This is a genomic window from Rhizobium ruizarguesonis, assembly GCF_012349115.1.
GTDB classification, from domain to species: domain Bacteria; phylum Pseudomonadota; class Alphaproteobacteria; order Rhizobiales; family Rhizobiaceae; genus Rhizobium; species Rhizobium ruizarguesonis.
The window spans coordinates 132,531-158,074 of sequence record NZ_PQIG01000002.1 but is presented as its reverse complement, the minus strand read 5'-3'; the positions used below and the strand labels follow the sequence as shown (position 1 = coordinate 158,074).

Here is a 25,544-nt window from a genome sequence, read left to right as displayed (position 1 = left end):
TTCATCCAGCGTCAATTGACGGCGCCTGCCGCATCGTGCCTCGATGAAAAGATTGCCTGCAGATTGGGGAGAATGATGAATTCTCCGCCCCTCTTCACCAGGCAGTTGATGTAATCGGCGCGCCAGCGCATGCCGACGCTGGGCGGAGCCTCGCTGGCGGACTTTGAAAGCGTCGTCACCTCGTTCACCTTGTCGGTCCTGAGGCCGACGAGCGTCTGCTCGCCCTGCAGGTCGATCTCGATGACGATGAAGCGGCTGTCGATCGTCGCCTCAGCTGCTTCCATCCCGAAGGCGAGACGCAGATCGGCGAGCGGAATGACCTTGCCGCGAAAGTTGATGACGCTGGCGACGAAGGGCTGGCTGCCCGGCACAGCGGTCTCGGGAAGCAGGTCCAGGATTTCCTGGACGATGACCGCCTCCAGCGCGAAGGTTTCGCCGTTGAGATCGAAGGTCAGGACCTCGACTTCCTCGGCATAGCTCCAGTGATTGTCGAATCGTTCGGCTGTTGCTGCTGTTGCACTCATCCTGCCACCCGCAATTGCGCCTCCTGTTGCTGACCCGCGGCAACCAGGTGCCCGACGTCGAGAATGAGAGCGACGCTGCCGTCGCCGAGAATGGTCGCGCCCGAGAATGTCGCAACGTTATTGTGCAGTTTTGACATCGACTTGATGACCGTCTGGTGGTCACCGATGATCTGGTCGACGACGAGACCGACGCGCTCCGTGCCGGTCGAGATAACGACGACCTTCTGGTGCACGTCGGGCTTGGTGCCGGTGCGGAAGAGGTCGCGCAGGCGCAGGAACGGCACCAGGCTGTCGCGCAGCGAGATGAAGCTGCGGCCGCGCGAGCGGAGATCTTCCTCGAGCGACAGTTCGAGGCATTCCTCGACTGCCGAGAGCGGGATGACGTAGCGGCCGGAACCGACGCGCACCAGTAGGCCGTCGATGATGGCGAGCGTCAGCGGGATGCGCAGCGACACTTCCGAACCCTGTCCCGGCACGCTGACAATGTCGATCGCGCCGCGGAGCGCTTCGACCGTCTTCTTGACCACGTCCATGCCGACCCCGCGGCCGGACAGATTGGTGATCGCGGCAGCCGTCGAGAAGCCAGGGGCGAAGATCAGTTGCAGCAGCTCGGAGTCGGAAAGCGGCTGGCCGGGCTGGATGAGGCCGGAGGATTCCGCCTTGGCGCGAACCCGTTCACGATTGATACCGCGGCCGTCGTCCTTGATCGAGATGATCACTTCGCCGCCGGCCTGGCGGGCCGAAAGCGTCACCGTGCCGGCTTCGATCTTGCCGGAGGCAAGGCGCTCGGCGGGCGTTTCGAGGCCGTGATCGATCGAGTTGCGCACCAGATGCACCAGCGGATCGGCCAGACGCTCGATGACTGTTTTGTCGACTTCGGTGCTCTCGCCCTCCGTCACCAGTTCGATCACCTTGCCGGTTTCGCGGGCGAGATCATGGACGAGGCGGCGGAAACGGGAGAACAGGGTGGCGACCGGCACCATGCGCAACACCATCATCGTGTCCCGCAATTCGCCGGAGAGGCGTTCGATTTCTTCCGAAACGGAGCGCAGCGCGATATCGGTGCTGGCGCTGGCGAGCTGGCTGAGGCGCGATTGCGCGATGACGAGCTCGCCGACGCGGTCCATCAGCTCGTCCAGGCGTTCGGCCGGAACACGGACATTCTCGGCCGCCTTCGCCTGGCTGACGGCGGCAGGCGCCTCGCGCTTGGCCGGAACCGCCTCGACAGGACGGAATTCCGGGACGGCGGCGGCCGATGTTGCGACGACAGGGGCAGGTGCAGCCTTTTCCTCGACCGGATCGGCGGTTGCCGCTGCCGTACCGCTGATCTCCTCGACGCTGAGTTCCATATCATCGAGCACGAAGATGAAGACGTCGTCGATCGCCGAACGGTCCTGCTCGCTGGTCAGCGTCACGTCCCAGGAAATGTGGAGCTCCGTCGGAGCCAGTTCGTCGAGGGGCGGAATGGCCGAGGTGTTGGCGCGCACGCTGCATTCGCCGAGATCGCGCAACTCGTCCAGCAGGCCGAGCGGGTTGGTGCCGTTGGCCATCGAATTGGCGGGCAGGCTGAAGCGGATGCGCCAGCTGTTCTTCTTCTTCTTCGCCGGCGCCTCGCGCCCGGCCGCAGTCGTAGGAACAGCGGCGGGCGCTGCTACAGCCGCCGCTTGCTTGCCGCCGACGGCAGCCTGCAGCTGCGCCAGAAGCTTATGCCCGGTATCGCCGTGATCGGCGTCCGGCTGGTCGACGAGGGCACGCATATGGTCCTGGGCGGCGAGAACGGCGGCGACGAGTTCACTGGTCGCCGCGACCTCGCCCTTGCGGACGCGGTCGAAGGCTGTTTCGCAATGATGGGTGAAGGCGGCGAGCGCTTCGAAACCGAACATCGCGCCGGAGCCCTTGAGCGTGTGGAGCCCGCGGAACACGGCGTCGACGAGATCCCTGTTGTCGAGCTGGTGGGTCAGGTCGAGAAGACCGGCCTCGATCGCTTCGAGGCATTCGGCAGCTTCCGTACGGAATACGGCGACCGGATCGAGCGTACTCATCGTCCGAGAACCTTCTTCACGATCTTCACCAGACTTTCCGGGTCGAACGGCTTGGTCAGCCAGCCCGTCGCGCCGGCAGCCTTGGCGCGCGCCTTGAGGTCGGCGTCCGATTCCGTCGTCAGGAAGATGATCGGAACGCCGGCCTGCGCCGGCAGCTTGCGCAGTTCCTCGATCATCGTCAGCCCGTCCATCACAGGCATGTTCAGATCGGTCACGATCAGATCGAAGCTGCTGCCCTTGGCGGTCGCGAGGCCCTCTGCCCCATTGACCGCCTCGGTGACGCTATAGCCGGCATTGGTCAGCGTGACCTTGGTGGTCAGACGAATGCTGGCGGAATCGTCGACAGTCAGGATATTTGCACTCATAACGTCACCTCTTTATGCAACCAGAAATCTGCGTCTTCTTGATCGAAGGATTCGATGAAACCTGCGCGTTCAAGTACCTTCAAGACCGAGCCATTGGCCGGAGAAGAAAGCTTGAATGTCTTTCCCTTGGTCTTTGCTTGACGGCGCGAGGATTCGATGAGTTGAATGAAACTCAGATCCGCTTCCGCACCTTCTGGAATGCTAACGATGATTGTATCATGGCTATGAAATCCATCATTAAACTTGGAATATAGTTCGGTCACGTTACGGATGCTGAGCACGTCTGGCAAATTTATAGATTCGTAATATTGTTTCTGAGTATCCAATGCAGCCTCCTGGGCCAGTAAATACTTGACGACCCTAAAAGGACTCTCACGGCAGCGTTAATGCGGGGTAAACAGCGGTTGTAGGAAACTGCCGTCTAGCGCGTTCCGCGACTCCCAATTCTCATCCGGGATAAGTTGTATTTTTTTCTCAAAATTTAGAAATAAATAAAATAAAAACAATATGTTGAATCATCAAGTCAAGCGTTGGGCTTTCACCGACACGCCATCAACATCTTTCGTTAATCACAACGCTGGCGAGTCCGGCGCGTTTACCGGACGTTTCCATCCTGCCCGTAAAAATAGAGTCGAATTGCCTGGATTTTAAGAAAAGGTATAAAAGTGGCACACGCTCTGGTATCGCCGAACGCTGCAGCCTACACATCAGGACGGGACATCAGCCAGACCCTGGAATCCGCCCGCGGCCAGGTCGAGGAACGTTTCCTCGAAGGCGGCACCGTGCTGCTGTCGGTGATGGATGTCCTCAACCGTCTGTTGAACTCGCTCGAGAGTGTTACCACGACGCTCGACAACAAGGATGCGAGCGACACCAGCGCCGATCTCCGCGCCACGGTGGAGAGCTTGACGGCGCTGCCGGTCACCGAGGAAAACCGCCAGCAGGCACTCGTCTCGCTGGCGCATACCGGCAGGGAGCTGCGCAAGCACGTCTCCGACATGCAGGAGACGATGCGTTATCTCAGAACCTTTGCCGTGACCGTGAAGATCACCGGTGCCGGCCTTGCCGAATTCGCCGGCTTCGCCCAGGAGATCCTGGAGCGCATCTATTCCGGCACCGATGAGGTCAACCGTTTCGCCACGCATCTCGACAGTCTCGATAAGGAGGTCAAGCTCGCCACCTCCTTTGGCGCCAGCGTTTCCAAAGGTTATGCCGATACAGTTCCGGCCGTCGCCGGAGCCCTGCGCGACGATGCCGCCAAGATCGCCCAACATCGCAAGGATCTCGGCGTCATCGCCCGCGAAGTCGGCGCGATTGCCCGCGCCGTCCAGGGCAAGGTCGCCTCGACGCTGTCTGCCTTGCAGATCGGCGATATCACCCGCCAGCGCATCGAACATGTACAGGCTACCTTTTCGCTCCTTGAGGATTTCTTTGCCGGCGAGGATGGCGCCAGACTCGACGCCGGCGCGCGCCAGCGCCTCCAGAACGTCATTCACCATCTGACCGCAGCGCAGATGAACGACATGTGCGCAAATTTCCAGCGGGATTCTGAGAACGTCGTCAAGACGATCGCGAGTTTCGACCACGATATGCGAGAGATCCTCAAGCTGCGTGATCAGATGAGCGGTCAGAGCGGCGAGGCCGGCGGCAACTTCATGCGCGCGCTGGAATCCAGCGTTTCGGCCGCCCACGAAATCGTCAAGCAGGTCGACACAGCAAGCCGCCAGGCCGATCAGGTGAGCCAGTCGACGATCGGCACGGCCGCCAAGCTCTCCGAAGCGATCGGCAACATCCGCGCCGTCAAGACCGACATTCACTATATGGCTTTGAATACCAACCTGCGCTGCAGCCGCCTCGGCGAGGAAGGCAAGTCGATCAACGTCGTCACCGCCGAGCTGCGCATCTTCGCCGGCAAGCTCGACGATTCCGCCGACGCCATCGTCACCGGCTTACCCGCGCTCGAAGCCGCAGCCGGGCGCGTTGCTCCCGCCACGGATGCCGGAGCCGGCAGCCTGGGAGAAAGCCTGACGTCGGCCGTCGGCAACATTCGCTCTGCAGCCAACGTGATGGAAAACGAGTTGAAGGTGCTCGCCGAGAACGGTCGCGAGGTCGCCACCAAGATCAGCCTGCTGATCGGCAAACTCGATTTCCAGCATGATCTCGGCGAAGTCCTTGCCGGCTGCGCCGATCTGCTCGAAGGCGTCGCCGGCACTGAGGTCGCCGATATCTCCGATCTCGCCGAGATGATCGCGCCGCTCGACCGCAAGATCTTCAAGCACTATACGATGGTCCAGGAGCGCAACATTCATCGCGATATCATCCCGGCGGGCGAGGACAATACTCCCGCCCCCGCCGAGGCCGCCAAAGTCGAAAACGATGAAGACCTCTTCGCCGACGCGCTTTTTTAGGTTGGAACGCTACGGCGCCGCGCGTCTCTTCAGACGCGCAAAGGACGCTGTAGCACTTTGAATTGCCGCATAATTTTATCCTTAAATCGATCCCGATTTAAGGAATTGTGCAGTGGGCCGTTCGCCTGTCGTCGGCCGGATCGCCAAGCGGCCGCTATCGCCGCCGGAATTTGTTGGCAGCCTCGATCGCCGCCTTCTGCTGATCCTCCTCGATGCCAAGATAGAAATCCTCAAGCGCCGGATCGGCGAGCCCGGCCCGGCGCGACAGCACGTACCACTTCGCCGCCTCGATCGGATTGGGCGCCGTGCCGATCGCATTGATATAGAGATGGGCGAGCTTGTTCTGCGCGGCGACATTGCCGCCATTGGCGGCAAGTTTCAGCCATTCGAAGCCCTTGACGTAATCCTTCGGCCCACCGACGCCGTTGACCAGCCAGATGCCGAGATCGAGCTGGGCGGTGTCGAAGCCGGCGCGCGCCGCACGTGCCATCCATTCGCGCGCGAGCTGCTTCTTTTCCTCCGGCAGGTCCTTCAGCGTCGCATAGATCTGCGCCACGGCATATTGCGAATCGGCAATTCCCTGCTCGGCCGATTTCTCGTAGAACGGCAGCGCAAGCTTCAGTCCCTTCTCGCCGGGATTGTCGGCGATGAGAAGCTGCGCCCAGTTGAATTCCGCCGAAGGATTGCCGCCCTCGGCCGCCTTGCGCATGTAGTCGTCGGCCTTGACCTTGTCACGCGGCACGCCCTCACCTTCCATCAGGATCAACGCATATTTGAACATCGCCGCCGCATCGCCGCCTTCGGCCGCCTTGCCGTACCAGAAGGCAGCATTCTTCACGTCCTTCTTGACGCCGAGGCCTTGCGAGAGGATTTCGCCGATCAGCGTCTGCGCCGCCGGATCACCGAGTTGGGCGCGCGGTAGCGCCTTGTCCATTGCCGTCAGATAATAACCGCGCTGGAAGGCGCCGTAAGCCTCGTCGATCGGCCCCTTGTAGTCCTTCTCCGGCGGCAGATCCGGCAGCTTCGCACCCATGCGGTCGAACACGCCGACACCATCGGAGGGGCCCGCTCTCGAGGCGGAGGGCCGGTCGGTGCGGAAGGTCGAAGCCGGCGCCGTGCCCGGCTGGCTGATGACGCTGTCCGGCGCCTGCGCCAAAGCGACATCGGGTCCAGCCGCAAGGAGGACGGCCGTGCTGGCAAGGAGATATTTCAAAAGGCGGACGGGTGGGATCGGCATGAGCGCGATTTCAATCCTCAAACCGTGGCGCTTTTTCGTCAAGCAACGCATTGATCTCGGCGACGACCGACGGCGCCCGGGCGGGCTCGCCGAAGACCGCCAGCCGCAGCGCCACGAACTCCGCTCCGGTCTCGGCGACGGCGAGCGCCGAGGCCGGATCGGTGCCACCCATGACGATGCAGGGGATCTCGATCATCGAGGCCCACCATTCGCCGAGCGCAAGGTTCTTCGGATGCGCCTCCGGCTTGATATCGCCGTCGAGCTTGCCGAAGAAGATATAGTCCGGCCTGACTTCGCCGATTTCCAGCGCATGGTGCCGGTCGGCCGCGTTGCCACCGCCGACGATCAGCTTCGGCGCATGTTTGTCGATCGCTTCCGAAAGCGCCTCTGCATTGCTGGAAAGATGCAGGCCATCGGCCTTGGCCCGGCCTGCGACACGGCTGTCGCCTGCAATCAACGCGGCTGCTCCAGCATCCTGGATCAATGGCACCAGCTTTTCGGCATGTTTCTGGAAGGTGCCGTCGTCAAGCCCATATTGCGGCACGATCACCGAGGCGACATCGCCGCCCTTCAGCGCGTCGGCGACGACCTTTGCCTGTTCATCGGCATCAGCGATATCAGGTACGATGAGCACAAGGCGGCAGCGGTTTTCCGGTTCGGTCATGAGGTCTTTCCGTTTCCTGCGAATTCCCCTTCGAAATGAGGGATCCGCACTCGTTTTGTGTGAGTAGTTCCGTTAGACGAGGCTTGCAAGAGGAGGACGTCGAAAGCATGCCGCAGGATTTGTCATTCTACTACGCCGCCGTGCCCGCCGTTCTGCTGGTAGGCCTCGCAAAGGGCGGCATGGGCGACGCTTTGTCGCTGATCGGCTTGCCCTTCCTCGCCCTCGTCGTCTCGCCGGTCGAGGCGGCGGCGATCCTTCTGCCGATCCTGGTCTTCATGGACATGATCTCGCTGGTCATCTGGCGCAAACATGGCGACTGGGCGACGCTGAAGATCATGCTGCCGGGCGCCGTCCTCGGCATTGCGCTGGGCTGGGCGACCTCGGCGCTGGTTCCGGGCAACATGCTGCGCATCGTCATCGGCGCGGTGACCATCCTCTTCTGCCTGCGCTATTTCTGGAACAATTTCGGCCCGGGCGCCGGCAAGGTGATCCCGCCGCGCGGCCAGCGACCGGTGGCCGCCAGCCTCTGGGGAACATTTTCCGGTTACGGCAGCTTCGTTGCTCATGCCGGCGGTGCGCCCTTCCAGATCTATGCCCTGCCGCTCAAATTGCAGCCACGCGAATATACCGGCACCAGCGTGCGCTTCTTTGCGATCCTCAACGCCATCAAGCTGATCCCCTATTTCGCGCTCGGCCAGCTCGGCACCCAGAATCTTGCGACCTCCGCGACGCTTCTGCCCTTTGCCCCGCTCGCCACCATTGCCGGCGCCTGGTGCGTGCGCCGCATGAAGCCACAGATCTTCTATCCCTTCATGTATGCGATGGCGCTGATCGCCGCCTTCCTGATCGTGCGCGAGGGCCTTGGCTGGTAGAAACCGCTAGAGCATGTCGCGCAAAACTGTGCAGCGGTTTTGCGATAACGACATGCGTAAAAACAAAGACCTAAAGCGCGACGAGCGAATCCGAAGGTTCGCGACGCGCTTTAGACCGTGGCACGCTGCAATGCACAATTTCCTTGCTGGCGCGGCCGGTTTGACGTAGCGTTCCCGTCATGTCGAACACGGACCCTTTCTCTGCGATTGCCGATCCGAACCGGCGGTTTCTGCTGGAGGAATTGCGTCGCGCGCCACGGACGGTCAATGAGCTCGCCGAAGGCCTGCCGATCAGTCGCCCCGCTGTCTCGCAACACTTGAAGGCGCTGCTCGACAGCAATCTCGTCTCCGTGACCTCAGAAGGCACCAAACGCATCTACACGGTCAACAACCGCGGCTTCGACAAGCTCAATTTGTGGCTGGATCAGTTCTGGGCCTGATGCAGGTTCCCATGAGATCAAGGGATATCATGCAAATCATATGAACGCCATGTGAGACGTGGCGACCCAAAAGCGCCAGCCGCGATGCCGGATGCATCGGACTGGCGCAAATCTGGTGTCAAATCACCGGTTCTTGCTAATTCTTGGCGGAATGGATGGATTTTACCTTGTTGCGCAAGATGATCGTCCGGCGACCCTTGGGAAGATTAGTGGACGGATGACTTAAGACGCTGAATCTCGTCCTTGATGCGCAGCTTCCGGCGCTTGCATTCGGCAAGTTCCGTATCGGAAATAGAGGGAGATGTTCTGAGCGCGTGCAACTCCTCCTCGAGAGCAACATGCTTTTTCTGGAGTGACTCAAGATGAGCTTGAACAGTCATATGACCCTTCCTTCCTCTTACCCTCCCCGGCCAACATCGTCGGGGATCAAGGTGTCAACGGCCGGACTGTGACATATTTTTGAAGGCTTGTCGAAGGCCAAAAGATGAAGACTGGATGGCAATTTCATGATCAAGACTAACTAGCCGTTACCTGTATTTGGTGATAGGAGCTTGCGGAAATCATCGCCAGATCGGACAAGGTCCAGGGACGGTAACGGGGAATGCATATGGCCGATCAGGAACAGGCGGAAATCAGGCTCACGGTGGCGCGTCTGCGTCAGGAGCACGAGGATTTCGATGCCGCGATCAACGCCATGATCCAGACCGGATGCGATGCTCTGCGAATCCAGCGCATGAAAAAGAAAAAACTCGTCATCAAGGACAGGCTCTCCAAGCTGGAAGATCAGATCATCCCTGACATCATCGCCTGAGAGGGAATAGCAGCAACGATGACAGACAGACCACCCGTCGCCATCATCATGGGCAGCCAGTCCGACTGGGAGACGATGAAAAACGCCGCCGACACGCTGGAGGCGCTGGAAATTCCCTATGACGCGCGCATAATTTCGGCGCACCGCACAGTGGACCGGCTGGTCAATTTCGCCAAGGGCGCACGCGCGGAGGGCTTCAAGGTCATCATCGCCGGCGCCGGCGGCGCCGCCCACCTGCCCGGCATGACCGCCGCGATGACACCGCTGCCGGTTTTCGGCGTGCCGGTCCAGTCGAAAGCCCTGTCCGGCCAGGACAGTCTTCTTTCCATCGTGCAGATGCCGGCCGGTATTCCTGTGGGCACGCTTGCCATCGGCAAGGCCGGCGCGGTCAACGCCGCGCTTCTCGCCGCCGCCGTGCTCGCCCTTTCCGACGAAGAAATCGCCGACCGGCTCGACGAATGGCGCGAGCGCCAGAGTGCTGCCGTCGCCGAATACCCGATGGACGACCTATGACGGCAAGAACGATCGGCATTATCGGCGGCGGCCAGCTCGGCCGCATGCTGGCCATTGCCGCCGCCCGGTTGAATTTTCGCACGATCATCCTCGAGCCGCAGGCGGACTGCCCGGCCGCCCAGCTCGCCAACCGGCAGATTGCCGCCGCATACGACGATCCGGCGGCACTGGCCGAACTCGCCGATATCTGCGACGTCGTCACCTACGAATTCGAGAACGTGCCCGTCGCAGCCGCCGAAAGGCTCTCGGCGAGCGTGTCCGTCTTTCCGCCGCCAAAGGCGCTGGAGGCCGCCCAGGATCGCCTCGTCGAAAAGCGCTTTCTCAATGACTGCGGCATATCAACCACCCGCTTCCACGCGATCGATAGCCAGGCCGACCTTGAGGCGGCACTTAAGGATTTCGGCGGCCAGGGCGTGCTGAAGACCCGCCGTCTCGGTTATGACGGCAAGGGCCAGAAGGTTTTCCGCTCGGCGGCCGACAGCCCGGATGGCGCCTATGCCGCACTCGGCGGCGTGCCGCTCATCCTCGAAAGTTTCGTCGCTTTCGAGCGCGAGGTCTCGATCATCGCCGCGCGCGCCACCGACGGGGCGGTCGTCTGTTTCGATCCCGCCGAGAATGTGCACCGCGACGGTATCCTTCACACCTCGACGGTTCCCGCCGCGATTTCTGCATCGACGGCGGACGCCGCGCGCCAATCGGCCGAAAAGATCCTTGCCGCGTTGAACTATGTCGGCGTCATCGGCATCGAATTCTTCGTGCTTGCCGATGGCGGCCTGATTGCCAACGAAATGGCGCCGCGTGTCCACAACTCCGGTCACTGGACGGAAGCGGCCTGCGTCGTCAGCCAGTTCGAGCAGCATATCCGCGCCGTTGCTGGCCTGCCGCTTGGCAGTGCCGAGCGCCATTCCGACTGCATCATGCAGAACCTGATCGGCGACGATATCCTTGCCGTTCCCGACTGGCTGAGGCGCCCCGATACGCTGGTTCATCTCTATGGCAAGACCGATTGGCGCCCCGGCCGCAAGATGGGCCATGTCACCACCTTGACGCCGAAATCGCCGGTTTTGGCCTGAGAAAATACCCTTGCGCCTTGGGAAAAGCACCTTCATGTGGTTGACACCGAAAAGGTGAAGAGGTATTTGCTCCCCACCTAAACAGCGCGCCCGATGGCGCGCTTTTGATTGTTAAAGATACGGGCGAATGTGAATTCCCCCATAGAGATCGCGGATCAGAAAAATGAAGATCAAGAATTCGCTCAAGTCGCTCAAGGCTCGTCACCGTGACAACCGTCTGGTTCGCCGCAAGGGCCGCATCTACATCATCAACAAGCTGAACCCGCGCTTCAAGGCTCGTCAGGGCTGATTTCGCGCGTCCGGATTGCCTCGCCGCGTGAGCTTGCGCCGGCAGATATATCCGGTGGGTCGCTGCGGTGATCACATCAAATTTGTTTGATCTTCGGCGCTGGCGGGCTAATATGTCCGCCATGCGCTTTTTTGCTTTGACATCAGCGGCGCTGCCGCTCGCCCTCATTCTCCTCACCGCCTCCTTTCCGGCCGCCGCCGCGGAAAAGCCCGCTGCCGCCGCGAAAAAGGACGTCATCGTCGAGCAGGCGGATACCAACAGTTCGCCGAAGCAACACCTCGACCAGCTCTTCAGCCAGCTGAAGCGTGAACGCGATCCCGAAAAGGCCAGCGGCATCGCCAATGAAATCCGCATGGAATGGAACGATTCCGGCAGCGCCACCATCAATCTGCTGATGCAGTGGGCCGACAAGGCGATCGAGGAAAAGCGCAACCCCGCGGCCCTCGATTTCCTCGATGAGGCGATCGCGCTGAAGCCCGATTATGCCGAAAGCTGGAACCGCCGCGCCACGCTGAATTTCGTCATGGGCAATTATCGCAAGTCGATGTCCGACATCGAACGTGTGCTCGATCTCGAGCCGCGCCATTTCGGCGCGCTCTCCGGCATGGCGGCGATCCTCAGCAATTCCGGCAACGATCAGCTGACCTTGAAGGCTTGGGAGCGTTTCCTCGATGTCTATCCCGCCGAACGCACTGCGCAGGAACAGGCCAACACGCTTGCGGAAAAACTCGCCGGCAACCGCACCTGATTCCTGGTCTGATATCTTGACGTCGGATTTCGCCGCGCAATTTTAGCATATGGAGGGAACGATATGGCGGTTGTCCGCCAGCAGGTCGTCCCGCAATTATCGCTCGTTGAGATCATGCTTGCAGAAGTTTCCGCTCTTCTCGCCCCGCTCGCCGCCGCCATCGGCTACTCCACTTATAAGGCGCGGCAATTCGAACACGCCTATCCGAATATCGGCGAACTGACGGATGTCGGCGGCTACCGCATGAATGCCGTCCACATCGAGCGTCCCGAAAATGCGGATCTGCCGGCACTGGTCTTCATTCACGGCGCCAGCGGCAATTTGCTCGACCAGGTCGTTGCCTTCCGCGCCGCACTCGAAGGCCGGGCGGAAATGCTGTTCGTCGATCGCCCCGGTCATGGCTATTCCGAGCGCGGCGGCGCTGAGAACGCCGTCCCCTCCGGCCAGGCCGATGCGATCGCCAGACTGATGGAGAAGCGCGGCATCGAGAAGGCGATCATCGTCGGCCATTCCTTCGGCGGCGCGATTACCGCCGCCTTTGGCCTGCGCCATCCTGATAAGACCGTCGGTTTGCTCTTCCTCGCGCCCGCCACCCATCCATGGCCGGGCGGCATCGACTGGTACTATCATGTGGCAACCGTGCCGATCGTCGGCTGGCTCTTCAACCACGCGATCGTCGTGCCCCTCGGTCTGAGCCGGCTGGAGCGCGGCACGCTGAATATCTTCCGTCCCAATCCGCGCCCGGCCGACTACATCGAAAAAACGGGGCCGTCGCTGGTGCTGCGACCCAACGCTTTCCATAACAACGCCGCCGATTTCAAAAGGCTGCTCGCCTATGTGAAGGAGCAGTCGCTGCGCTATTCGCAGATCACCGCGCCGACCGTCATCATAACAGGCGACAGCGACGAGATCGTCTGGGAACACTTGCACTCGCGCGGCCTTGCCCGCGATATATCAGGCTCCGAACTCATCACCGTCAGCGGCGTCGGCCATAAGCCGGATTATCTCGCAACCGATGTCGCCATCGCCGCCATGGAGAAGATATCAGGCAAGCCGCGCGACCTGCAGGCGATCGCCCGCAGGGCCGAGGAGAGGCTTGCCGCCGCCTCACGCGATCAGACGGTCGGAACCGTACCGCCGTCGATCGTATATTCGGCGCCGTGAATGAAGGCCGCACGCGGCGATGCCAGAAAAGCAACAAGTTCGGCCACGCCATCGGGGCGCCCTGGCTTGCCGAGCGGAATGCCGCCAAGCGAACCCATCAACATTTGCCGGCCGCCCTCCTCATCTGTCCCCGCCTCGTCGGCGATGCGCTGGATCAACGCCGTGGCTGCCGTCGTTTCGATAAAGCCCGGCGCGACAGTATTTACTCTGACGCCCTTCGGCCCAACCTCCTTCGAGAGCCCCTTGCTGTAATTCGAAAGCCCGGCTTTCGCCGCCGCATAGGCAAGTGTCGCCTCGTAGAGCGGCAGCCGCCTCTGGATCGACGACACATGGATGATGACGCCATGGCCACGCTCGATCATGCCGGGTAGAAAGGCCCGGTCGAGCCGCACCGGCGCCAGCAGGTTCGCGGCGATATCCGCCTGCCAATGTTCGTCGGCAAGGGCTGCAAAGCCGCCGCTCGGCGCCGACGATCCGCCGACATTGTTGATAAGGATATCAAGCCCGCCGAATGCTTCGAACACCCGTTGGACGAGGGTCTTAACGCCGGCAGCGGTGCTGATGTCGGCCTGCACGAACAGGTCAGGCGCCTGGCCCTCCGGCAGTGGCGAACGCGCCGTCGTCGCGACTCGGCCGCCGGCGGCCAAAAGACGGGCGACGATCGCCTCGCCCATGCCCTTGGTGCCGCCGGTGACGAGAATGCGCTTGCCGGAAAATTCGTTCGGATCGAAGGGGAATGCAGGAGCGATCGTCATGCGCCGATCTCCAGACGGATGATGGACCGGTCGTCGAGTGTGAAGTGGTAGCGCAGTATTGCCGGGCTGCCTGGAAAATTACCGGAGACGAGGGCGGAGACGATAGGCTGAGCCTCCGTCCCGGCCAGACCGGTCACCTCGACCGTCACGCCGTATTTGCGTGTCGTCTTTTCCATCCAGTCGCGGATCGCCGCATGGCCGCGCAGATCCTCGCCTTCGTCGCGCACCTGGGCGTCCTCGCCAAAGGCCGAAAGCATGCCATTTATGTCCTTGCGGTTCTTCGCGGTGAAATAGGTCGCCAGCGGTTTCGGGAGTTCTATAGTCATGAAAGATCCTCTCTTCTTGCCTTGGAAAGAGGATGGCGATAGGCTTACGAAATAACAAGAACCTACAAAAAAGTATGGTACTTACCAAAAAGTAAGGTGGTCAGATGACACCCTATTCCGCCGCGACCGGCGTCGAAAACGTGCTGAAAATTCTGGAGGGACGCTGGAAGCTGATCATTCTCTTCCACCTCTTCGGCGGCAAGACCCTGCGCTTCTCCGATCTAGAACGCGCCATTCCGGCCATTTCGCAGAAGATGCTGATCCAGCAGCTCCGGCAGATGGAGGCGGACGGCATCATCCGCCGTATCGTTCATCATCAGGTGCCGCCCAAAGTCGAATATTGTCTGACCGATTGGGGCCAGGCGCTCTGCCCGGCGCTCGATGCGCTGCTGAAATGGGCTGCACTTAAGGACCGTGATCTCTCCGGCATGGAATTTCCCGCCGACGCAACCATCGGCGGGACCGTTTGAACGCTGTTGAATTAAATAGTTAAATCATGATGTTGTCCGAAAACCGCTCACACTTTTCGGCGTCATGCTCTAGGCGCTGAGACGCACACCGCCGTCGCAAGTGACGACATGGCCGCTCATGAAGCCGTTTCCGATCAGGAAGACAATCGCCTCTGCAATATCCTCCGGTCTGCCGACACGGCCGACCGGCGTGCGGCCGGCGAAATCCGCAAAGACGCTGCCGCGCTGCTCGGGCGGCAGGAAACCCCACCACGGCGTATCGACGACCCCAGGGGAAACGCCGTTGACGCGCAGCGGCTTCAATTCGGCGGCAAGCACCGGCACCATCGCCTCAATGCCGGCATTGACGGCCGCAAGCCCAGCCGTGCCAGGCATCGCAGCCTGCGCGCTGACCGCCGAAACGAAGGTGATGCTGCCGCCCGGCTGCAGCAGCGGTAGAGCCGCCTGGGCAGCCGCGGCATGCGGAATGAGCTTGGTCTGGAAACCGGCAAGCAGATCCGTCATGTCGAGCGTCGCAAAAGGTCCGGCGCCGTGACCGCTGCCCATCGCCAGCACGAGATGGCCGAATGCGCCGATCCCGGCAAAAGCCTCCCCGAGGCGGGAAAGCACCGTCGCATCAAGCACGAGGCTACGCAGATCGCCATCGAGCGAGGCCTTCGCCGCCGCAAGCTTTTCGCCGTCGCGGCCCACAACGGTGACCGTATATCCCTGTTTCAAAAGTGATTTTGCCGTGGCGAGGCCGATGCCGGAAGAACCGCCGATGACGACCACATGCTGCAAAGACATGATGCTGCTCCTTGAATTGATCAATCCGCGGGCGTTTCAACCACCCGCGGCGCCGGCATCATGCGCGGCCTGGAAACGGCAAACAGTTCCAGTTTTATCCTGGTATCGATACTGATATGATCGCCGCCATGGACCAGAGAGCCGACACATTCGAAGCCCGCCGCCGTGAATTCGCAGCCTTTCTGCGCTCTCGCCGCGAGCGGCTGACGCCGTCCGAGGTGGGCTTGCCGGAGGGTTTTCGTCGGCGCACGCCGGGTCTCCGGCGCGAGGAGCTCGCCATGCTCGCCGGCGTCGGCACCACTTGGTACACATGGCTGGAACAGGGCCGCGACATCAGGCCCTCCGCACAGGTGCTCAACGCCCTTGCCGATGCACTGCGCCTCGACGAGGCCGAACGCCGGCATCTCTTCACCCTCAACAATCGCCATGTGCCGCAGGCTGTATCGTCCGCACCCGAATGCGTCGACGAGCCGCTGCAACGCATGCTCGCCAACCTGACCCACCAACCGGCCTATGTGCTCGGCCGCCGGTGGGACGTGCTCGCCTGGAACCGCGCCGCCGAGGTGCTGTTCGGTGGTTACGACACGCTCGACCGCGACGAACGCAACATCATGCATCGTCTCTTCGCCGACCCGGCGCATCGCCGGCTGCTCGTCGATTGGGAATCGGTTGCCCGCGTCTCGCTGGCAATGTTCCGCGCCGACAGCGCGCGTTATGCCGGCGATCCGGATTTCGAACGGCTGATCGCGCTGCTGAAGCAGGCAAGCGACGAATTTCGCGACTGGTGGCAGCGCCACGAGGTCATCAGTCCGCTGTCCGGCATCAAGCGGATCGACCATCCCGTCAAGGGCCGCATGTCCTTCGAACATACCGGCCTGACGCTGACAAACCGGCCGGAGATGAAGCTTATCGTCTATACCCCGCTCGATGACGACGACACCAACAGGAAACTCGCCGAGCTCCTCACATAAAGCCGACCCCTTGCATTGCCTCGGGCTGCCGCAGTCCCATATGTTTTTCCATCATTGTCCATAGGAGGGGAAATCATGGGCCGCCTGCATATCGGGACGATCTCCGTCATATCAGCACTCGCGCTGAGCCTGACCTCGGCTTTCGCCGCCTCGCCTGCACCCGTCGAAGCCGAGCACGGCATGGTCGTCACCGCCCAGCATCTGGCGACCGATGTCGGCGTCGAGGTGCTGAAGAGCGGCGGCAATGCCGTCGATGCGGCGGTCGCGGTCGGTTATGCGCTGGCGGTCGTCTATCCCGCGGCCGGCAATCTCGGCGGCGGCGGCTTCATGACCATCCGCCTGAAGGACGGCACGAAGACCTTCCTCGATTTCCGCGAACGCGCGCCGCTTGCCGCGACAAAAACCATGTATCTCGATGCCAAGGGCGATGTCGTGCCGCGCGCCAGCCTCGACGGTTATCTCGCCGTCGGCGTGCCGGGCTCCGTGATGGGCTTCGAGACCGCACGCGAGAAATACGGCACCAAACCGCGCCAGGAACTGATCGCACCGGCGCTCCGCTTCGCCAAGGAGGGCTTCACGCTGGAACAGGGCGATGCCGCAAGCTTTGCCGGCGGCGCCAAGCGCCTCGCCAAGGATGAGGCGGCAGCGAAAATCTTCCTGAAACCGGATGGCAAACCCTATGCATCGGGCGAAAAACTCCAGCAGCCGGACCTTGCCGTAGTCCTGACTGCCATCTCCGAAAAGGGCCCCGACGCCTTTTATAAGTCAGCGCCCGCCGAGGCGATCGTCAAGGCGAGCCAGGCCAAGGGCGGCATCCTCGCCAAGGAAGATTTCGAGCAATATGCCGTGCGCGAGTTGAAGCCGATCGAGTGCAATTACCGCGGCTACGACATCATCTCCTCGCCTCCGCCCTCCTCCGGCGGCGTCATCATCTGCGAGATCCTCAACGTTCTGGAAGGCTACCCGCTCTCCTATCTCGGCTATAACTCGGCCGAAACGGTGCACATCATGGTCGAGGCGATGCGCTACGCCTATGTCGACCGCAACGCGGCACTCGGCGATCCCGATTTCGTCGAGAACCCGGTCGAGAAACTGCTCGACAAGAAATATGCCTCGGAAATTGCCGCCAAGATCGACCCCTACAAGGCCGGCGCCTCGGCGAATCTGAAGCCGCTCGGCGGCAAGGAAAGCACCGAGACGACGCATTATTCGATCATCGACGACGAGGGCAATGCGGTTGCCGTCACCTATACGCTGAACGGCTCTTTCGGCGCCGGCGTCGTGGCACCCGGCACGGGTGTCCTGCTCAACAACGAGATGGATGATTTCACCTCCAAGCCCGGCGTGCCGAACCTCTACGGATTGGTGCAGGGCGAGGCGAATGCGATTGTCCCGAAGAAGACGCCGCTCTCTTCAATGAGCCCGACTATCGTCACCCGGGACGGTAAGCCCTTCATGGTGATCGGCAGCCCCGGCGGCTCGCGCATCATCACCATCACGCTGGAGGCGATCCTCAACGTCGTCGATTTCGGCATGGATATCAGCCAGGCGGTCAACGCCCCGCGTCTCCACCACCAATGGCAGCCCGACAAGGTCTTTCTCGAACCCTATGCACTTTCGCCGGATACGGAAAAGACGCTCGCCGCTATGGGCTACAGCTTCGATGGAGGCAATGATGCACCGCAATGGGGCCAGGCCGCCGGCATCCTCGTCGGCGGCAAAAGCCTTGCTGCCATCGAAAAAGGCGGCGGCGCCCGCTACAACGGCGCCATGGACAGCCGCGCAGCGGAAGGTTCGGCAAGCGGCTACTGACGCTTCGGGATCGCCTGGTCAAACAGTCGGTAGAAACGCAACCGCGGCTCAAGAAGCAGCGGTGGCACCATTCATGTCACCGTGACAAAGTCGCCGTTCACAATTGGCTTGCCTCGCCCTATGCATGGGCGAACCCGCAAGCAGAAAGATTCCCGAATGGCTAGCATTGAAATGATTGTCGCAGCCCGCGCCCGTCTGCGCGGTCATATCAGGCGTACGCCGCTTCTCTCCTCCCCTTTCCTCAATGAGATCGCCGGCCGGCGCCTGTTCGTGAAGGCGGAATGTCTGCAGCATTCCGGCTCGTTCAAGTTTCGTGGCGGCTGGTCGGCCGTCTCCGGCCTCGATCTGGCCGTGCGCTCCAAAGGTGTCATCGCCTTCTCCTCTGGCAACCACGCCCAGGGTGTTGCGCTTGCGGCCAAGCTGCACAATGTCCCCTCCGTCATCATCATGCCGCGCGATGCGCCGAAGCTGAAGATCGCCAACACCCGCGCCTTCGGCGCCGAAGTGGTGCTTTACGACCGCGTCAACGAGGATCGCGACGAGATCGGCGCGAGACTTTCGGCCGAGCGTGGCCTGACGCTGATCAAGCCCTTCGACGAACCGCTTGTCATCGCCGGTCAGGGCACGACCGGTCTTGAAATCTCCGAGCAGGCTGGAGAGGAAGGCGTGACATCAGCTGAAGTCCTGGTTCCGTGCGGCGGCGGCGGATTGACCTCCGGCATCGCGCTCGCCCTTGAAGCCAGTTCTCCCGGCTTTCGCGTGCGTCCCTGCGAGCCCAGGGATTTCGACGACACCGCCCGCTCGCTCGCCTCCGGCAGGATCGAACGCAACGCGGCGGTATCGGGCTCGATCTGCGATGCGATCGTTACGCCGCAGCCGGGTAACATCACCTTCCCGATCCTCAAGCGCCTCGCCGGCGCCGGCATCGTCGTCACCGACGAGGAGGCGCTGCGCGCCATGGCACTCGCCTTCTCGCGGTTGAAGATCGTCGTCGAGCCCGGCGGCGCGGTGGCGCTCGCCGCCGCCCTCTTCCATGGCGACGCCCTGGAAAGCGACACGGTCATCGCCGTCACCTCGGGCGGCAATGTCGATTCCGATATCTTCGCCATGGCTTTGGAACGGTTCAGCTGAAAATCGTTCAATTGAACGCCATCGACCATCCGCAGCAGAGCCGCGGATGGTTTCTATCTGTGATCGTTATGCGATCTTGTAGCGTTTCGCCGGCGCGGTGCGAGATAGGTTCGGCATCAGTGCCTGGCGCGCCTGCTCGTAAGCTGCAAGCTGGCCGGCATCTTCGAGCGACGGAATCGTCGCGAACTCGCCCTGCTCGAGGCCTGCAAGCGACGCATCGACCATGTTTTCCGCCGACATCACGATCTCATTCGGCAGATGCTCGACCGGCGTGCCGGCGATGTCCCAGAATTCCGTCGCAGTAGCGCCAGGCAGCACGGCCTGAATGCGGATGTTCTTCTCCGCCAGCTCATGCTTCACCGACTGGCTGAAGGCGAGCACGAAGGCTTTCGTACCGCCATAGACGCCGTTCAGGAGCTCCGGCGCGATCGCGGCAATGGACGCAATATTGATGATCGTGCCGCCGCCACGCGTGACGAAGCCGGGAACGGCGGCATAGGTCAGCCGCATCAGTGCTGTGACGTTTAGCTCGATCATCTCTTGCATCTTGTCGACATCGGCGGCAAGCAGCGGTGCCGTTCCGCCGACGCCGGCATTATTGACGAGAAGCGTGATGCTCCGGTCTTCCTTCAGCATGCCTTCGATGCGGGCAAGGTCTGCCCTGTCGCCGAGATCGGCAACGACGGTCTCGACCGTCCGTCCTGTCTCATCAGTCAGCCGGCTTGCCAACGCCTTCAGCCGATCGCCGTTGCGGGCGACGATGATGAGGTCGTAGCCCTGCTTTGCCAGCCTGTGAGCATAAATTGCGCCGATGCCCGAGGATGCGCCGGTTACCAGCGCCGTGCCCTTATGTTCCTGTGTCATAATCTGTCTCCTTGCATGCGCCGGCCCGATGCCTTGCGCTTGAGGAGAGTCTTACGCCCGATTGCGAATGTCCTAAATGTCATATATACCACCTTTAAGGACATCCTCTTTTCAGGACGCGATGGTCATGCAGCAAATCGGCTTTCTTCTCTATCCCGGCTTCCAGATCATGAGCCTCGCTGCCGTCTCGGCCTTCGAGTTCGCCAATATCGAACTCGAGGAAAAGGTTTACGAGGTCCGCTATCTCTCCGAACACGGCGGGCCGATTGCCAATTCGCTTGGCATGGTGATGGAGACGGAGGCCTTTGGGGACCCGGCCCTCGACACGCTGATCGTGGCGGGAGCGCCCGGTATCAGACTGCCGAATGCGGCGGAAACCAACTTCGTTCGCGCCGCCCTGCCCGTCACACGTCGCCTGGCGTCGATCTGCACCGGCGCCTTCTTTCTTGCCGAAGCGGGCATCCTCGACGGCCGCCGCGCGACGACGCACTGGTATGTCTCCCGCGAGCTGCAAAGCCGCTATCCCAAGATAAAGATAGAAGAGGACCGGATCTTCATCATCGACGGTTCCGTCTGGACGTCCGCCGGCATGACGGCCGGTCTCGATCTGGCTTTGGCGATGGTCGAGAAGGATCACGGTTTCGATGTGGCACGCGCGGTTTCCCGCACGCTCGTCGTCTATCATCGCCGCGCCGGCGGCCAGTCGCAATTTTCCGCCCTTCTGGAACTGGAGCCCAAATCCGACCGCATCCAGAATGCGCTCGCCCACGCCCGCAGCAATCTGAAATCGGCGCTTTCGGTGGAGGAGCTGGCGGAAGCCGCCCATCTCAGCCCCCGCCAGTTCAGCCGCGCCTTCCGCGCCGAAACCGGGCAATCGCCGGCCAAGGCCGTCGAGAACCTGCGGCTGGAAGCGGCCCGCCTGATGATGGAGCAGGGCCGCCACCCGATCGATGTCGTTGCCCGCGAAACCGGTTTTGCCGATCGCGAGCGCATGCGCCGCGCCTTCCTGCGCGCCTTCGGCCAGCCGCCGCAGGCAATCCGGCGCGCAGCCCTACAGGAATTGCAAATGTGATGCACCCTGCCTACTGCATAATTCCTTAAATCGGAATCGATTTAAGGATAAAATTATGCAGCAATTCAAAGTGCTACAGCGTCCTTTGCGCGTCTGAAAAGACGCGCGGCGCTGTAGGCGGCAGGATGCATCCTGTTCTCGTTAACCGTCCTGAAGCGCCCGGCGGATTGCGATCTCGACCGGCGAATAGGCGCCGTCCTGCCGTTCAAGCCGAAGAGGTTCGGAAGGCGCAAGGCCGGGCTGCGCCATGAAACGCGGCTCCTTGCCGCGATGCATCTGCGCTGCATGGATGAGGAATGGATGGCATAGATAGACTGTGCCCGCCGGGCCTGTCGCCAACGCCAGCGGCCGCTCTTCCCCGACATGCTCCAGCCAAAGGTGGCCCATCCCCGCTTCGCCCGCCGGCGCCAGAAGGCGTGCGATATCCTGATGCGAGCCGACGCGGATACGGGTCGGTGCATCCTCCTCCCCGACATCCGAGAACAGGAAGAGCATCAGCAGCGCCCGCCCGCGAGAGGTGATGTTCACCCGCCAGGCGGAAAAGTCCCGCTGCTCATTCGGATTGGAATCCGCGCCGGGATAGCTGAGGTCGACATGCCAACCGGCATCCCCGGGATCATCGGGATGGGGAAAGCGGACCGGGAAACTGCCAAGTCCATTGCGCGGCTCCCAGCGCCCCTTGCCGACGAGCTGATCAAAGGCCGAATGCAATACCGGCGTGTTGACGGCTTTCTCGAACGGCCCGCCGCCATAGCCGGCAAGCCGCACGACTGGCTGCGTCCACGTCCTTGGATCATCCGCATCGAAGGGAATGTCGCGCCACATGATGGCACGAGCTTCCCCGGCCAATGCGCGGGGAAAAGCGTCGTCGATCCTGACGAAACCGTCCTCGATGAATTGCTCGATCTGCGCGGCACGCAGCGCCGCCGGATAAACATCTGATGTCATGACATATCTCTCTATCGCCAATCCTGCCGGCTCTGTCCTTGGCCAGACGCAGGGTCGTTACGGTCCACGGCAACGCGCCAGCCGCAAAGGCTGGGCAGCGGCCGCATCTTCTGATGCCCGAAGGCAGAGCCTTAGAGGCTCAAGAAGAAGACCGAAGCGATATTGAGGATGAACGTCTTCATAGCGGTTCGAGGCTACAGGCTTGCACCCGAGGGGTCAATGCCGAGATGTCAGGCCACCACCTCGCGCAGCGCACCATGCACCGACTGAAGCACGAGTTCGGCAAGCCGCGCCGCAGCCGGTTGCGGTTCGGCTTCCGCCCGATGCAGGACCAGGCCGAGCTTCGGCAAATCAGGCAGGCCGATTGTCCCCGGCGCCAGCGGCCGGACCTTCGCCGGCAGGCCGATCGGCGTGCGGATGGTGAGGCCGAGGCCCGCCGCCGTCGCGGCCCAGAGACCGCCGAGGCTCGGACTGACGAAGGCGAGCCGCCAGGAAATGCCCGCCTCATCCAGCGCCTTGGTCGCCGCGCTGCGCAGCAGGCATGGCGCCTCCAGCGAAGCGAGGGGCATCGGCTCGCCGCTTGCGGCTTGCCAGCCCGGCGGCCCCTCGGAAGGTCCGATCCAGCGCATCGGCACTTCGCCGATCCTCTCGCAATGCGCCGTCAGCGTGCCATCGCTCCAGGCAAGCGCCAGATCGAGCTTGCCCGATGTGACGCGCTCAAGCAGCTCGGCATTGCGCACCACCCGCGCTTCGATCCGGACCTTCGGATGGGCACGCGCAAAGCGGCCGAGCACATCAGGCAGCAGGGTCTCGCCGAAGTCCTCCTGCAGGCCGAGCCGCACCCAGCCTTCCAGCTCGACGCTGTGCACGGCCGCAGCCGCCTCGTCGTTGAGCTCCAGCAGTCGCCTGGCATAACCGAGCATCGTCTCGCCGGCATCGGTCAGCGCCAGCCCGCGACCCACCTTGCGGAAAATCGGCGTACCCGCCTGTTCCTCCAGCTTCTTCAGCTGCGCACTCACTGCCGAGGTCGAGCGCCCGAGCCGCTCGGCCGCCTTGGCGAAATTGCCGAGTTCCATGCCGGTCGAAAAGGTTCGAAGCACCTCGAGATCAAAGATCGTCCGTCGCATTCTATAATCCCATTTTTCAGGATCATTAATCCAGAAAATTCTGATTTTCGGTATCATCGTGCCGTGCGATGGTTCTGCTGTCAAGGCCGACGGACGGCCTGAACCATGGAGATCCCGATGCCCTTCGTTCGCATTTCCCTTCGCAAAGGCAAATCGCCGGACTACCTCGCGGCGCTGGCCGATAACATCCAGCGCGCCCTGGTCGAGACCTTCGACGTGCCCGAAAACGACCGCTTCCAGACCATCCACCAGCATGACGGGAACGAGCTGATCTTCGACCGCAGCTATCTTGCCGGCCCGCGCTCCGACGATTTCGTCTATATCTCGATCACGATCGGCAGGCCTCGCACCGGCGAGATGAAGGCAGCGCTCTATCGGCGGCTCGCCGATCTCCTGGCGCAATCGCCGGGCCTCCGGCCCGAGGACGTGATGATCGTCATCAGCACCAGCGCACCGGAAGACTGGTCCTTCGGCAATGGTATTGCCCAGATGACCGACGCAGACTGGCGGCTTCGTGCGGTCGGAGGCCGACAATGAGCGCTTCGAACCCGAAGACCATGACTGTCAAGCGCCCCGGCAGGGCAATCCGCTCGCCTGAGGGCGTCGCAACTTCGCCTTTCTGGGTCGAGATGTTGCTCGAAGGCGGCGCCGATGGCGAGAACACCGCAATGCGCGCCACGCTCGAACCCGGCACCATCACCCGCTGGCACACGCATCCCAGAGGCCAACTGCTCTATGTACTTTCGGGCTACGGGCTGGCGCAAAACGAGGGCGGCCCGGTCGAAACATTGCGTGCCGGCGATGCCGTCTGGTTTGCGCCCGGCGAGCGCCACTGGCATGGCGCGGCCGGTGACAGCCCCTTCAGCTATATCAGTATTCAACCGGTGGAAAACGGCGGCATCGTCGAATGGCTGCAGCCGGTGGAGGGACAGTCATGATCACCATGCAGTACAGCTTCGCCCTGCCCGCCGATTACGACATGTCGGTCATCGACCGCCGCATCCGCGACAAAGGTCCGCTGCTCGACGGCTTTCCCAATCTCGGTTTCAAAGCCTATCTCAGCGCCCGCAAGGGAGAGTTCGGCAGCCACGACAATCTCTATGCGCCCTTCTATCTCTGGCAGAGGCCGCAAGGGGCAAGCGACTTCCTCTGCGGTCCGGGCTTTGAGACGCTGACCGGCGCCTTCGGCTGGCCGCAGGTGAGGACCTGGATCGTCTGGCAGGCAGAAATCTCGCGCGATATCGCCTCGGCCAGGTTCGCCACACGCGATGTCCTGCAGACGCAGCCCTACGCGCCGCTCGGCGATATTCGCCGCGCCGAAAGCGCGGCGGCCGAAGCAGACCTGACGACAGGCGGCGCACTCGCCTCCGTTTCCGGCTTCGAACCGACGAGCTGGACGAGGGTACGCTTCAGGTTATGGCGAGAGATTCCCGAGATCGGCGAGCACACCCAGGCCTATCGCGTCGGCCACCTATCCCTGCCTCAACCCTGAACTCAGACGGTTGCCCGGCGATAGAAGGCCAGCGAGCCGGCAAGCGCCAGCAGCGCGCCACCGCAGGCTCGCTCCAGCCACATGGCGCCTGAGGTTTTCAGGAAACGCACCGCCTGCGAGCCGAAGAAGGCGTAGCCGAACATGATGAGGAAATCGAGCGCGGCAAAGACAAGGGCGAGCAGCATATATTGCGTCGCCTGCGGCATGGTCGGGTGGATGAACTGGGGCAGGAAAGCCGAGAAGAACAGATAACCCTTCGGATTGGTCGCCGCGACCATGAAGCTCTTCAGTCCGATCGAGAAGGGCGATGTCGCACCCGCAGCCGCCCCGGACTTCAACGCCGCATCGATCGTGCCCTTCGAGCGCAGCAGCATGATACCGAGAAACGCGAGATATGCGGCACCCGCCCATTTCAGCATCGAGAACCAGAATTCCGATGCGGCGAGCAGCGCACCGAGCCCGATCGCGACGGCGCCGATCAGCACGAAATCGGACAGCACCGCGCCGATCATGCCGGCAACTGCCCGGCGCAGGCCATGCCGAGAACCGTTGGTCAGCGCCAGCAGCACCGTTGGCCCCGGCGTCGCGATGCCGACAAAGGAAACGGCTGCAAAAGCCAGAAGCGTGACGATATCCATGA

The 25,544-nt window shown here is 62.1% G+C and carries 31 protein-coding genes; 17 read left to right on the top strand and 14 right to left on the bottom strand.

The window, feature by feature from the left end; genetic code table 11:
• Positions 1-11: 11 nt before the first annotated feature.
• The 4 genes from C3Y91_RS02165 to C3Y91_RS02150 are packed head-to-tail and all read right to left on the bottom strand — an operon-like array spanning position 12 to position 3,257.
• Positions 12-524 (bottom strand): chemotaxis protein CheW, encoded by a 513-nt coding sequence (locus tag C3Y91_RS02165; RefSeq protein ID WP_018072862.1) that lies wholly within the window; start codon positions 522-524, stop codon positions 12-14.
• Positions 521-2,566 (bottom strand): chemotaxis protein CheA, encoded by a 2,046-nt coding sequence (locus C3Y91_RS02160; protein ID WP_168574921.1) that lies wholly within the window; start codon positions 2,564-2,566, stop codon positions 521-523. Before C3Y91_RS02160 ends, C3Y91_RS02165 begins: the two co-directional genes overlap by 4 nt.
• Positions 2,563-2,931, bottom strand: a complete 369-nt coding sequence (locus C3Y91_RS02155; protein ID WP_003552634.1) for a response regulator — start codon at positions 2,929-2,931, stop codon at positions 2,563-2,565. The genes C3Y91_RS02160 and C3Y91_RS02155 overlap by 4 nt, the downstream gene beginning before the upstream one ends.
• Positions 2,928-3,257, bottom strand: coding sequence for an STAS domain-containing protein (locus C3Y91_RS02150; RefSeq protein ID WP_168574920.1), 330 nt, complete (start codon positions 3,255-3,257; stop codon positions 2,928-2,930). Before C3Y91_RS02150 ends, C3Y91_RS02155 begins: the two co-directional genes overlap by 4 nt.
• Positions 3,258-3,596: 339 nt before the next feature.
• Between C3Y91_RS02150 and C3Y91_RS02145 the strand changes: the two genes are divergently transcribed.
• The gene (locus C3Y91_RS02145; protein WP_168574919.1) at positions 3,597-5,339 is read left to right on the top strand and encodes a methyl-accepting chemotaxis protein; all 1,743 of its coding nucleotides are present in this window, start codon (positions 3,597-3,599) and stop codon (positions 5,337-5,339) included.
• A gap of 154 nt (positions 5,340-5,493) precedes the next feature.
• On the opposite strand, the gene C3Y91_RS02140 is transcribed toward C3Y91_RS02145, so the two are convergent.
• Together C3Y91_RS02140 and C3Y91_RS02135 are read right to left on the bottom strand one after the other, a co-directional pair.
• Positions 5,494-6,576, bottom strand: a complete 1,083-nt coding sequence (locus C3Y91_RS02140; protein WP_168574918.1) for a tetratricopeptide repeat protein — start codon at positions 6,574-6,576, stop codon at positions 5,494-5,496.
• 10 nt (positions 6,577-6,586) lie between these two features.
• Positions 6,587-7,240 carry a thiamine phosphate synthase gene (locus C3Y91_RS02135; RefSeq protein WP_130665079.1) on the bottom strand — a complete coding sequence of 218 codons (654 nt, stop codon included), beginning with the start codon at positions 7,238-7,240 and terminating at the stop codon, positions 6,587-6,589.
• Between the two features lie 107 nt (positions 7,241-7,347).
• Here C3Y91_RS02135 and C3Y91_RS02130 point away from each other — a divergent pair, with 107 nt between their 5' ends.
• Both C3Y91_RS02130 and C3Y91_RS02125 read left to right on the top strand, forming a co-directional pair.
• The gene (locus tag C3Y91_RS02130; protein ID WP_130686790.1) at positions 7,348-8,112 is read left to right on the top strand and encodes a sulfite exporter TauE/SafE family protein; all 765 of its coding nucleotides are present in this window, start codon (positions 7,348-7,350) and stop codon (positions 8,110-8,112) included.
• Positions 8,113-8,291: 179 nt separating this feature from the next.
• On the top strand, positions 8,292-8,552 hold the full coding sequence (locus tag C3Y91_RS02125; protein WP_003542830.1) for an ArsR/SmtB family transcription factor: 261 nt from the start codon (positions 8,292-8,294) through the stop codon (positions 8,550-8,552).
• Positions 8,553-8,758: 206 nt separating this feature from the next.
• Here C3Y91_RS02125 and C3Y91_RS02120 read toward each other — a convergent pair whose 3' ends face one another.
• The gene (locus C3Y91_RS02120; RefSeq protein WP_003542831.1) at positions 8,759-8,932 is read right to left on the bottom strand and encodes a YdcH family protein; all 174 of its coding nucleotides are present in this window, start codon (positions 8,930-8,932) and stop codon (positions 8,759-8,761) included.
• 227 nt (positions 8,933-9,159) lie between these two features.
• On the opposite strand from C3Y91_RS02120, the gene C3Y91_RS02115 reads away from it, so the two are divergent.
• The 6 genes from C3Y91_RS02115 (at position 9,160) to C3Y91_RS02090 (ending at position 13,150) form a co-directional block, all read left to right on the top strand.
• A complete protein-coding gene (locus tag C3Y91_RS02115; protein WP_017968168.1) occupies positions 9,160-9,363 on the top strand; it encodes a YdcH family protein in 204 nt (67 codons plus the stop codon).
• An 18-nt stretch (positions 9,364-9,381) separates the two neighbouring features.
• Positions 9,382-9,876 (top strand): 5-(carboxyamino)imidazole ribonucleotide mutase, encoded by a 495-nt coding sequence (gene purE, locus C3Y91_RS02110; RefSeq protein ID WP_011653459.1) that lies wholly within the window; start codon positions 9,382-9,384, stop codon positions 9,874-9,876.
• Positions 9,873-10,949, top strand: a complete 1,077-nt coding sequence (locus C3Y91_RS02105; RefSeq protein WP_130760994.1) for a 5-(carboxyamino)imidazole ribonucleotide synthase — start codon at positions 9,873-9,875, stop codon at positions 10,947-10,949. Before purE ends, C3Y91_RS02105 begins: the two co-directional genes overlap by 4 nt.
• Before the next feature lie 163 nt (positions 10,950-11,112).
• On the top strand, positions 11,113-11,238 hold the full coding sequence (ykgO, locus tag C3Y91_RS02100) for a type B 50S ribosomal protein L36 (RefSeq protein WP_003566454.1): 126 nt from the start codon (positions 11,113-11,115) through the stop codon (positions 11,236-11,238).
• Positions 11,239-11,350: 112 nt separating this feature from the next.
• The gene (locus C3Y91_RS02095) at positions 11,351-11,986 is read left to right on the top strand and encodes a tetratricopeptide repeat protein (protein WP_130665082.1); all 636 of its coding nucleotides are present in this window, start codon (positions 11,351-11,353) and stop codon (positions 11,984-11,986) included.
• 114 nt (positions 11,987-12,100) lie between these two features.
• The gene (locus tag C3Y91_RS02090; protein ID WP_130687151.1) at positions 12,101-13,150 is read left to right on the top strand and encodes an alpha/beta fold hydrolase; all 1,050 of its coding nucleotides are present in this window, start codon (positions 12,101-12,103) and stop codon (positions 13,148-13,150) included.
• On the opposite strand, the gene C3Y91_RS02085 is transcribed toward C3Y91_RS02090, so the two are convergent.
• Both C3Y91_RS02085 and C3Y91_RS02080 read right to left on the bottom strand, forming a co-directional pair.
• The gene (locus tag C3Y91_RS02085; RefSeq protein ID WP_130760995.1) at positions 13,102-13,905 is read right to left on the bottom strand and encodes an SDR family oxidoreductase; all 804 of its coding nucleotides are present in this window, start codon (positions 13,903-13,905) and stop codon (positions 13,102-13,104) included. The genes C3Y91_RS02090 and C3Y91_RS02085 overlap by 49 nt on opposite strands.
• A complete protein-coding gene (locus C3Y91_RS02080; protein ID WP_130762423.1) occupies positions 13,902-14,231 on the bottom strand; it encodes a nuclear transport factor 2 family protein in 330 nt (109 codons plus the stop codon). Before C3Y91_RS02080 ends, C3Y91_RS02085 begins: the two co-directional genes overlap by 4 nt.
• 104 nt (positions 14,232-14,335) lie before the next feature.
• Here C3Y91_RS02080 and C3Y91_RS02075 point away from each other — a divergent pair, with 104 nt between their 5' ends.
• Positions 14,336-14,701, top strand: a complete 366-nt coding sequence (locus C3Y91_RS02075) for a winged helix-turn-helix transcriptional regulator (RefSeq protein WP_130686794.1) — start codon at positions 14,336-14,338, stop codon at positions 14,699-14,701.
• Positions 14,702-14,770: 69 nt separating this feature from the next.
• Here C3Y91_RS02075 and C3Y91_RS02070 read toward each other — a convergent pair whose 3' ends face one another.
• Positions 14,771-15,487, bottom strand: a complete 717-nt coding sequence (locus C3Y91_RS02070; protein WP_168574917.1) for an SDR family oxidoreductase — start codon at positions 15,485-15,487, stop codon at positions 14,771-14,773.
• Between the two features lie 116 nt (positions 15,488-15,603).
• Between C3Y91_RS02070 and C3Y91_RS02065 the strand changes: the two genes are divergently transcribed.
• The 3 genes from C3Y91_RS02065 to C3Y91_RS02055 all read left to right on the top strand — a co-directional run bounded on the left by C3Y91_RS02065 (position 15,604) and on the right by C3Y91_RS02055 (position 19,401).
• Complete coding sequence (locus tag C3Y91_RS02065; protein ID WP_130686796.1) at positions 15,604-16,458, top strand: helix-turn-helix transcriptional regulator; 855 nt, start codon at positions 15,604-15,606, stop codon at positions 16,456-16,458.
• 75 nt (positions 16,459-16,533) lie between these two features.
• Complete coding sequence (gene ggt / locus C3Y91_RS02060; protein WP_075224388.1) at positions 16,534-18,270, top strand: gamma-glutamyltransferase; 1,737 nt, start codon at positions 16,534-16,536, stop codon at positions 18,268-18,270.
• Positions 18,271-18,426: 156 nt separating this feature from the next.
• On the top strand, positions 18,427-19,401 hold the full coding sequence (locus C3Y91_RS02055; RefSeq protein WP_075224389.1) for a threonine ammonia-lyase: 975 nt from the start codon (positions 18,427-18,429) through the stop codon (positions 19,399-19,401).
• A 66-nt stretch (positions 19,402-19,467) separates the two neighbouring features.
• Here C3Y91_RS02055 and C3Y91_RS02050 read toward each other — a convergent pair whose 3' ends face one another.
• Positions 19,468-20,265: an SDR family NAD(P)-dependent oxidoreductase gene (locus C3Y91_RS02050; RefSeq protein WP_130762425.1), complete on the bottom strand. Its 798-nt coding sequence runs from the start codon at positions 20,263-20,265 to the stop codon at positions 19,468-19,470.
• Positions 20,266-20,392: 127 nt separating this feature from the next.
• Here C3Y91_RS02050 and C3Y91_RS02045 point away from each other — a divergent pair, with 127 nt between their 5' ends.
• Positions 20,393-21,337 carry a GlxA family transcriptional regulator gene (locus C3Y91_RS02045; RefSeq protein WP_130772734.1) on the top strand — a complete coding sequence of 315 codons (945 nt, stop codon included), beginning with the start codon at positions 20,393-20,395 and terminating at the stop codon, positions 21,335-21,337.
• Between the two features lie 141 nt (positions 21,338-21,478).
• Here C3Y91_RS02045 and C3Y91_RS02040 read toward each other — a convergent pair whose 3' ends face one another.
• Both C3Y91_RS02040 and C3Y91_RS02035 read right to left on the bottom strand, forming a co-directional pair.
• Positions 21,479-22,285 carry a phytanoyl-CoA dioxygenase family protein gene (locus C3Y91_RS02040; protein WP_130822504.1) on the bottom strand — a complete coding sequence of 269 codons (807 nt, stop codon included), beginning with the start codon at positions 22,283-22,285 and terminating at the stop codon, positions 21,479-21,481.
• 230 nt (positions 22,286-22,515) lie between these two features.
• Entirely contained in the window at positions 22,516-23,412 is an 897-nt protein-coding gene (locus C3Y91_RS02035; RefSeq protein WP_075224392.1) for a LysR substrate-binding domain-containing protein, read from the bottom strand.
• Between the two features lie 117 nt (positions 23,413-23,529).
• Between C3Y91_RS02035 and C3Y91_RS02030 the strand changes: the two genes are divergently transcribed.
• From C3Y91_RS02030 to C3Y91_RS02020, 3 genes are read left to right on the top strand one after another with little or no spacing between them, the layout of a single operon-like run.
• Positions 23,530-23,949 carry a tautomerase family protein gene (locus tag C3Y91_RS02030; protein WP_024322359.1) on the top strand — a complete coding sequence of 140 codons (420 nt, stop codon included), beginning with the start codon at positions 23,530-23,532 and terminating at the stop codon, positions 23,947-23,949.
• Positions 23,946-24,350, top strand: a complete 405-nt coding sequence (locus tag C3Y91_RS02025; protein ID WP_130772738.1) for a cupin domain-containing protein — start codon at positions 23,946-23,948, stop codon at positions 24,348-24,350. The genes C3Y91_RS02030 and C3Y91_RS02025 overlap by 4 nt, the downstream gene beginning before the upstream one ends.
• Complete coding sequence (locus tag C3Y91_RS02020) at positions 24,347-24,904, top strand: DUF4865 family protein (RefSeq protein ID WP_130772740.1); 558 nt, start codon at positions 24,347-24,349, stop codon at positions 24,902-24,904. Before C3Y91_RS02025 ends, C3Y91_RS02020 begins: the two co-directional genes overlap by 4 nt.
• A gap of 2 nt (positions 24,905-24,906) precedes the next feature.
• Here C3Y91_RS02020 and C3Y91_RS02015 read toward each other — a convergent pair whose 3' ends face one another.
• Entirely contained in the window at positions 24,907-25,542 is a 636-nt protein-coding gene (locus C3Y91_RS02015; RefSeq protein WP_026170957.1) for a LysE family translocator, read from the bottom strand.
• Positions 25,543-25,544: the final 2 nt, after the last annotated feature.

Bases quoted from the DNA above. Each gene is read 5' to 3' on its own strand.
- C3Y91_RS02165 (WP_018072862.1), bottom strand. From the start codon at position 524: ATGAGTGCAACAGCAGCAACAGCCGAACGATTCGACAATCACTGGAGC.
- C3Y91_RS02160 (WP_168574921.1), bottom strand. From the start codon at position 2,566: ATGAGTACGCTCGATCCGGTCGCCGTATTCCGTACGGAAGCTGCCGAA.
- C3Y91_RS02155 (WP_003552634.1), bottom strand. From the start codon at position 2,931: ATGAGTGCAAATATCCTGACTGTCGACGATTCCGCCAGCATTCGTCTG.
- C3Y91_RS02140 (WP_168574918.1), bottom strand. From the start codon at position 6,576: ATGCCGATCCCACCCGTCCGCCTTTTGAAATATCTCCTTGCCAGCACG.
- C3Y91_RS02135 (WP_130665079.1), bottom strand. From the start codon at position 7,240: ATGACCGAACCGGAAAACCGCTGCCGCCTTGTGCTCATCGTACCTGAT.
- C3Y91_RS02130 (WP_130686790.1), top strand. From the start codon at position 7,348: ATGCCGCAGGATTTGTCATTCTACTACGCCGCCGTGCCCGCCGTTCTG.
- C3Y91_RS02125 (WP_003542830.1), top strand. From the start codon at position 8,292: ATGTCGAACACGGACCCTTTCTCTGCGATTGCCGATCCGAACCGGCGG.
- C3Y91_RS02120 (WP_003542831.1), bottom strand. From the start codon at position 8,932: ATGACTGTTCAAGCTCATCTTGAGTCACTCCAGAAAAAGCATGTTGCT.
- C3Y91_RS02115 (WP_017968168.1), top strand. From the start codon at position 9,160: ATGGCCGATCAGGAACAGGCGGAAATCAGGCTCACGGTGGCGCGTCTG.
- purE (WP_011653459.1), top strand. From the start codon at position 9,382: ATGACAGACAGACCACCCGTCGCCATCATCATGGGCAGCCAGTCCGAC.
- C3Y91_RS02105 (WP_130760994.1), top strand. From the start codon at position 9,873: ATGACGGCAAGAACGATCGGCATTATCGGCGGCGGCCAGCTCGGCCGC.
- ykgO (WP_003566454.1), top strand. From the start codon at position 11,113: ATGAAGATCAAGAATTCGCTCAAGTCGCTCAAGGCTCGTCACCGTGAC.
- C3Y91_RS02095 (WP_130665082.1), top strand. From the start codon at position 11,351: ATGTCCGCCATGCGCTTTTTTGCTTTGACATCAGCGGCGCTGCCGCTC.
- C3Y91_RS02090 (WP_130687151.1), top strand. From the start codon at position 12,101: ATGCTTGCAGAAGTTTCCGCTCTTCTCGCCCCGCTCGCCGCCGCCATC.
- C3Y91_RS02085 (WP_130760995.1), bottom strand. From the start codon at position 13,905: ATGACGATCGCTCCTGCATTCCCCTTCGATCCGAACGAATTTTCCGGC.
- C3Y91_RS02080 (WP_130762423.1), bottom strand. From the start codon at position 14,231: ATGACTATAGAACTCCCGAAACCGCTGGCGACCTATTTCACCGCGAAG.
- C3Y91_RS02075 (WP_130686794.1), top strand. From the start codon at position 14,336: ATGACACCCTATTCCGCCGCGACCGGCGTCGAAAACGTGCTGAAAATT.
- C3Y91_RS02070 (WP_168574917.1), bottom strand. From the start codon at position 15,487: ATGTCTTTGCAGCATGTGGTCGTCATCGGCGGTTCTTCCGGCATCGGC.
- C3Y91_RS02065 (WP_130686796.1), top strand. From the start codon at position 15,604: ATGATCGCCGCCATGGACCAGAGAGCCGACACATTCGAAGCCCGCCGC.
- ggt (WP_075224388.1), top strand. From the start codon at position 16,534: ATGGGCCGCCTGCATATCGGGACGATCTCCGTCATATCAGCACTCGCG.
- C3Y91_RS02055 (WP_075224389.1), top strand. From the start codon at position 18,427: ATGGCTAGCATTGAAATGATTGTCGCAGCCCGCGCCCGTCTGCGCGGT.
- C3Y91_RS02050 (WP_130762425.1), bottom strand. From the start codon at position 20,265: ATGACACAGGAACATAAGGGCACGGCGCTGGTAACCGGCGCATCCTCG.
- C3Y91_RS02045 (WP_130772734.1), top strand. From the start codon at position 20,393: ATGCAGCAAATCGGCTTTCTTCTCTATCCCGGCTTCCAGATCATGAGC.
- C3Y91_RS02040 (WP_130822504.1), bottom strand. From the start codon at position 22,285: ATGACATCAGATGTTTATCCGGCGGCGCTGCGTGCCGCGCAGATCGAG.
- C3Y91_RS02035 (WP_075224392.1), bottom strand. From the start codon at position 23,412: ATGCGACGGACGATCTTTGATCTCGAGGTGCTTCGAACCTTTTCGACC.
- C3Y91_RS02030 (WP_024322359.1), top strand. From the start codon at position 23,530: ATGCCCTTCGTTCGCATTTCCCTTCGCAAAGGCAAATCGCCGGACTAC.
- C3Y91_RS02025 (WP_130772738.1), top strand. From the start codon at position 23,946: ATGAGCGCTTCGAACCCGAAGACCATGACTGTCAAGCGCCCCGGCAGG.
- C3Y91_RS02020 (WP_130772740.1), top strand. From the start codon at position 24,347: ATGATCACCATGCAGTACAGCTTCGCCCTGCCCGCCGATTACGACATG.
- C3Y91_RS02015 (WP_026170957.1), bottom strand. From the start codon at position 25,542: ATGGATATCGTCACGCTTCTGGCTTTTGCAGCCGTTTCCTTTGTCGGC.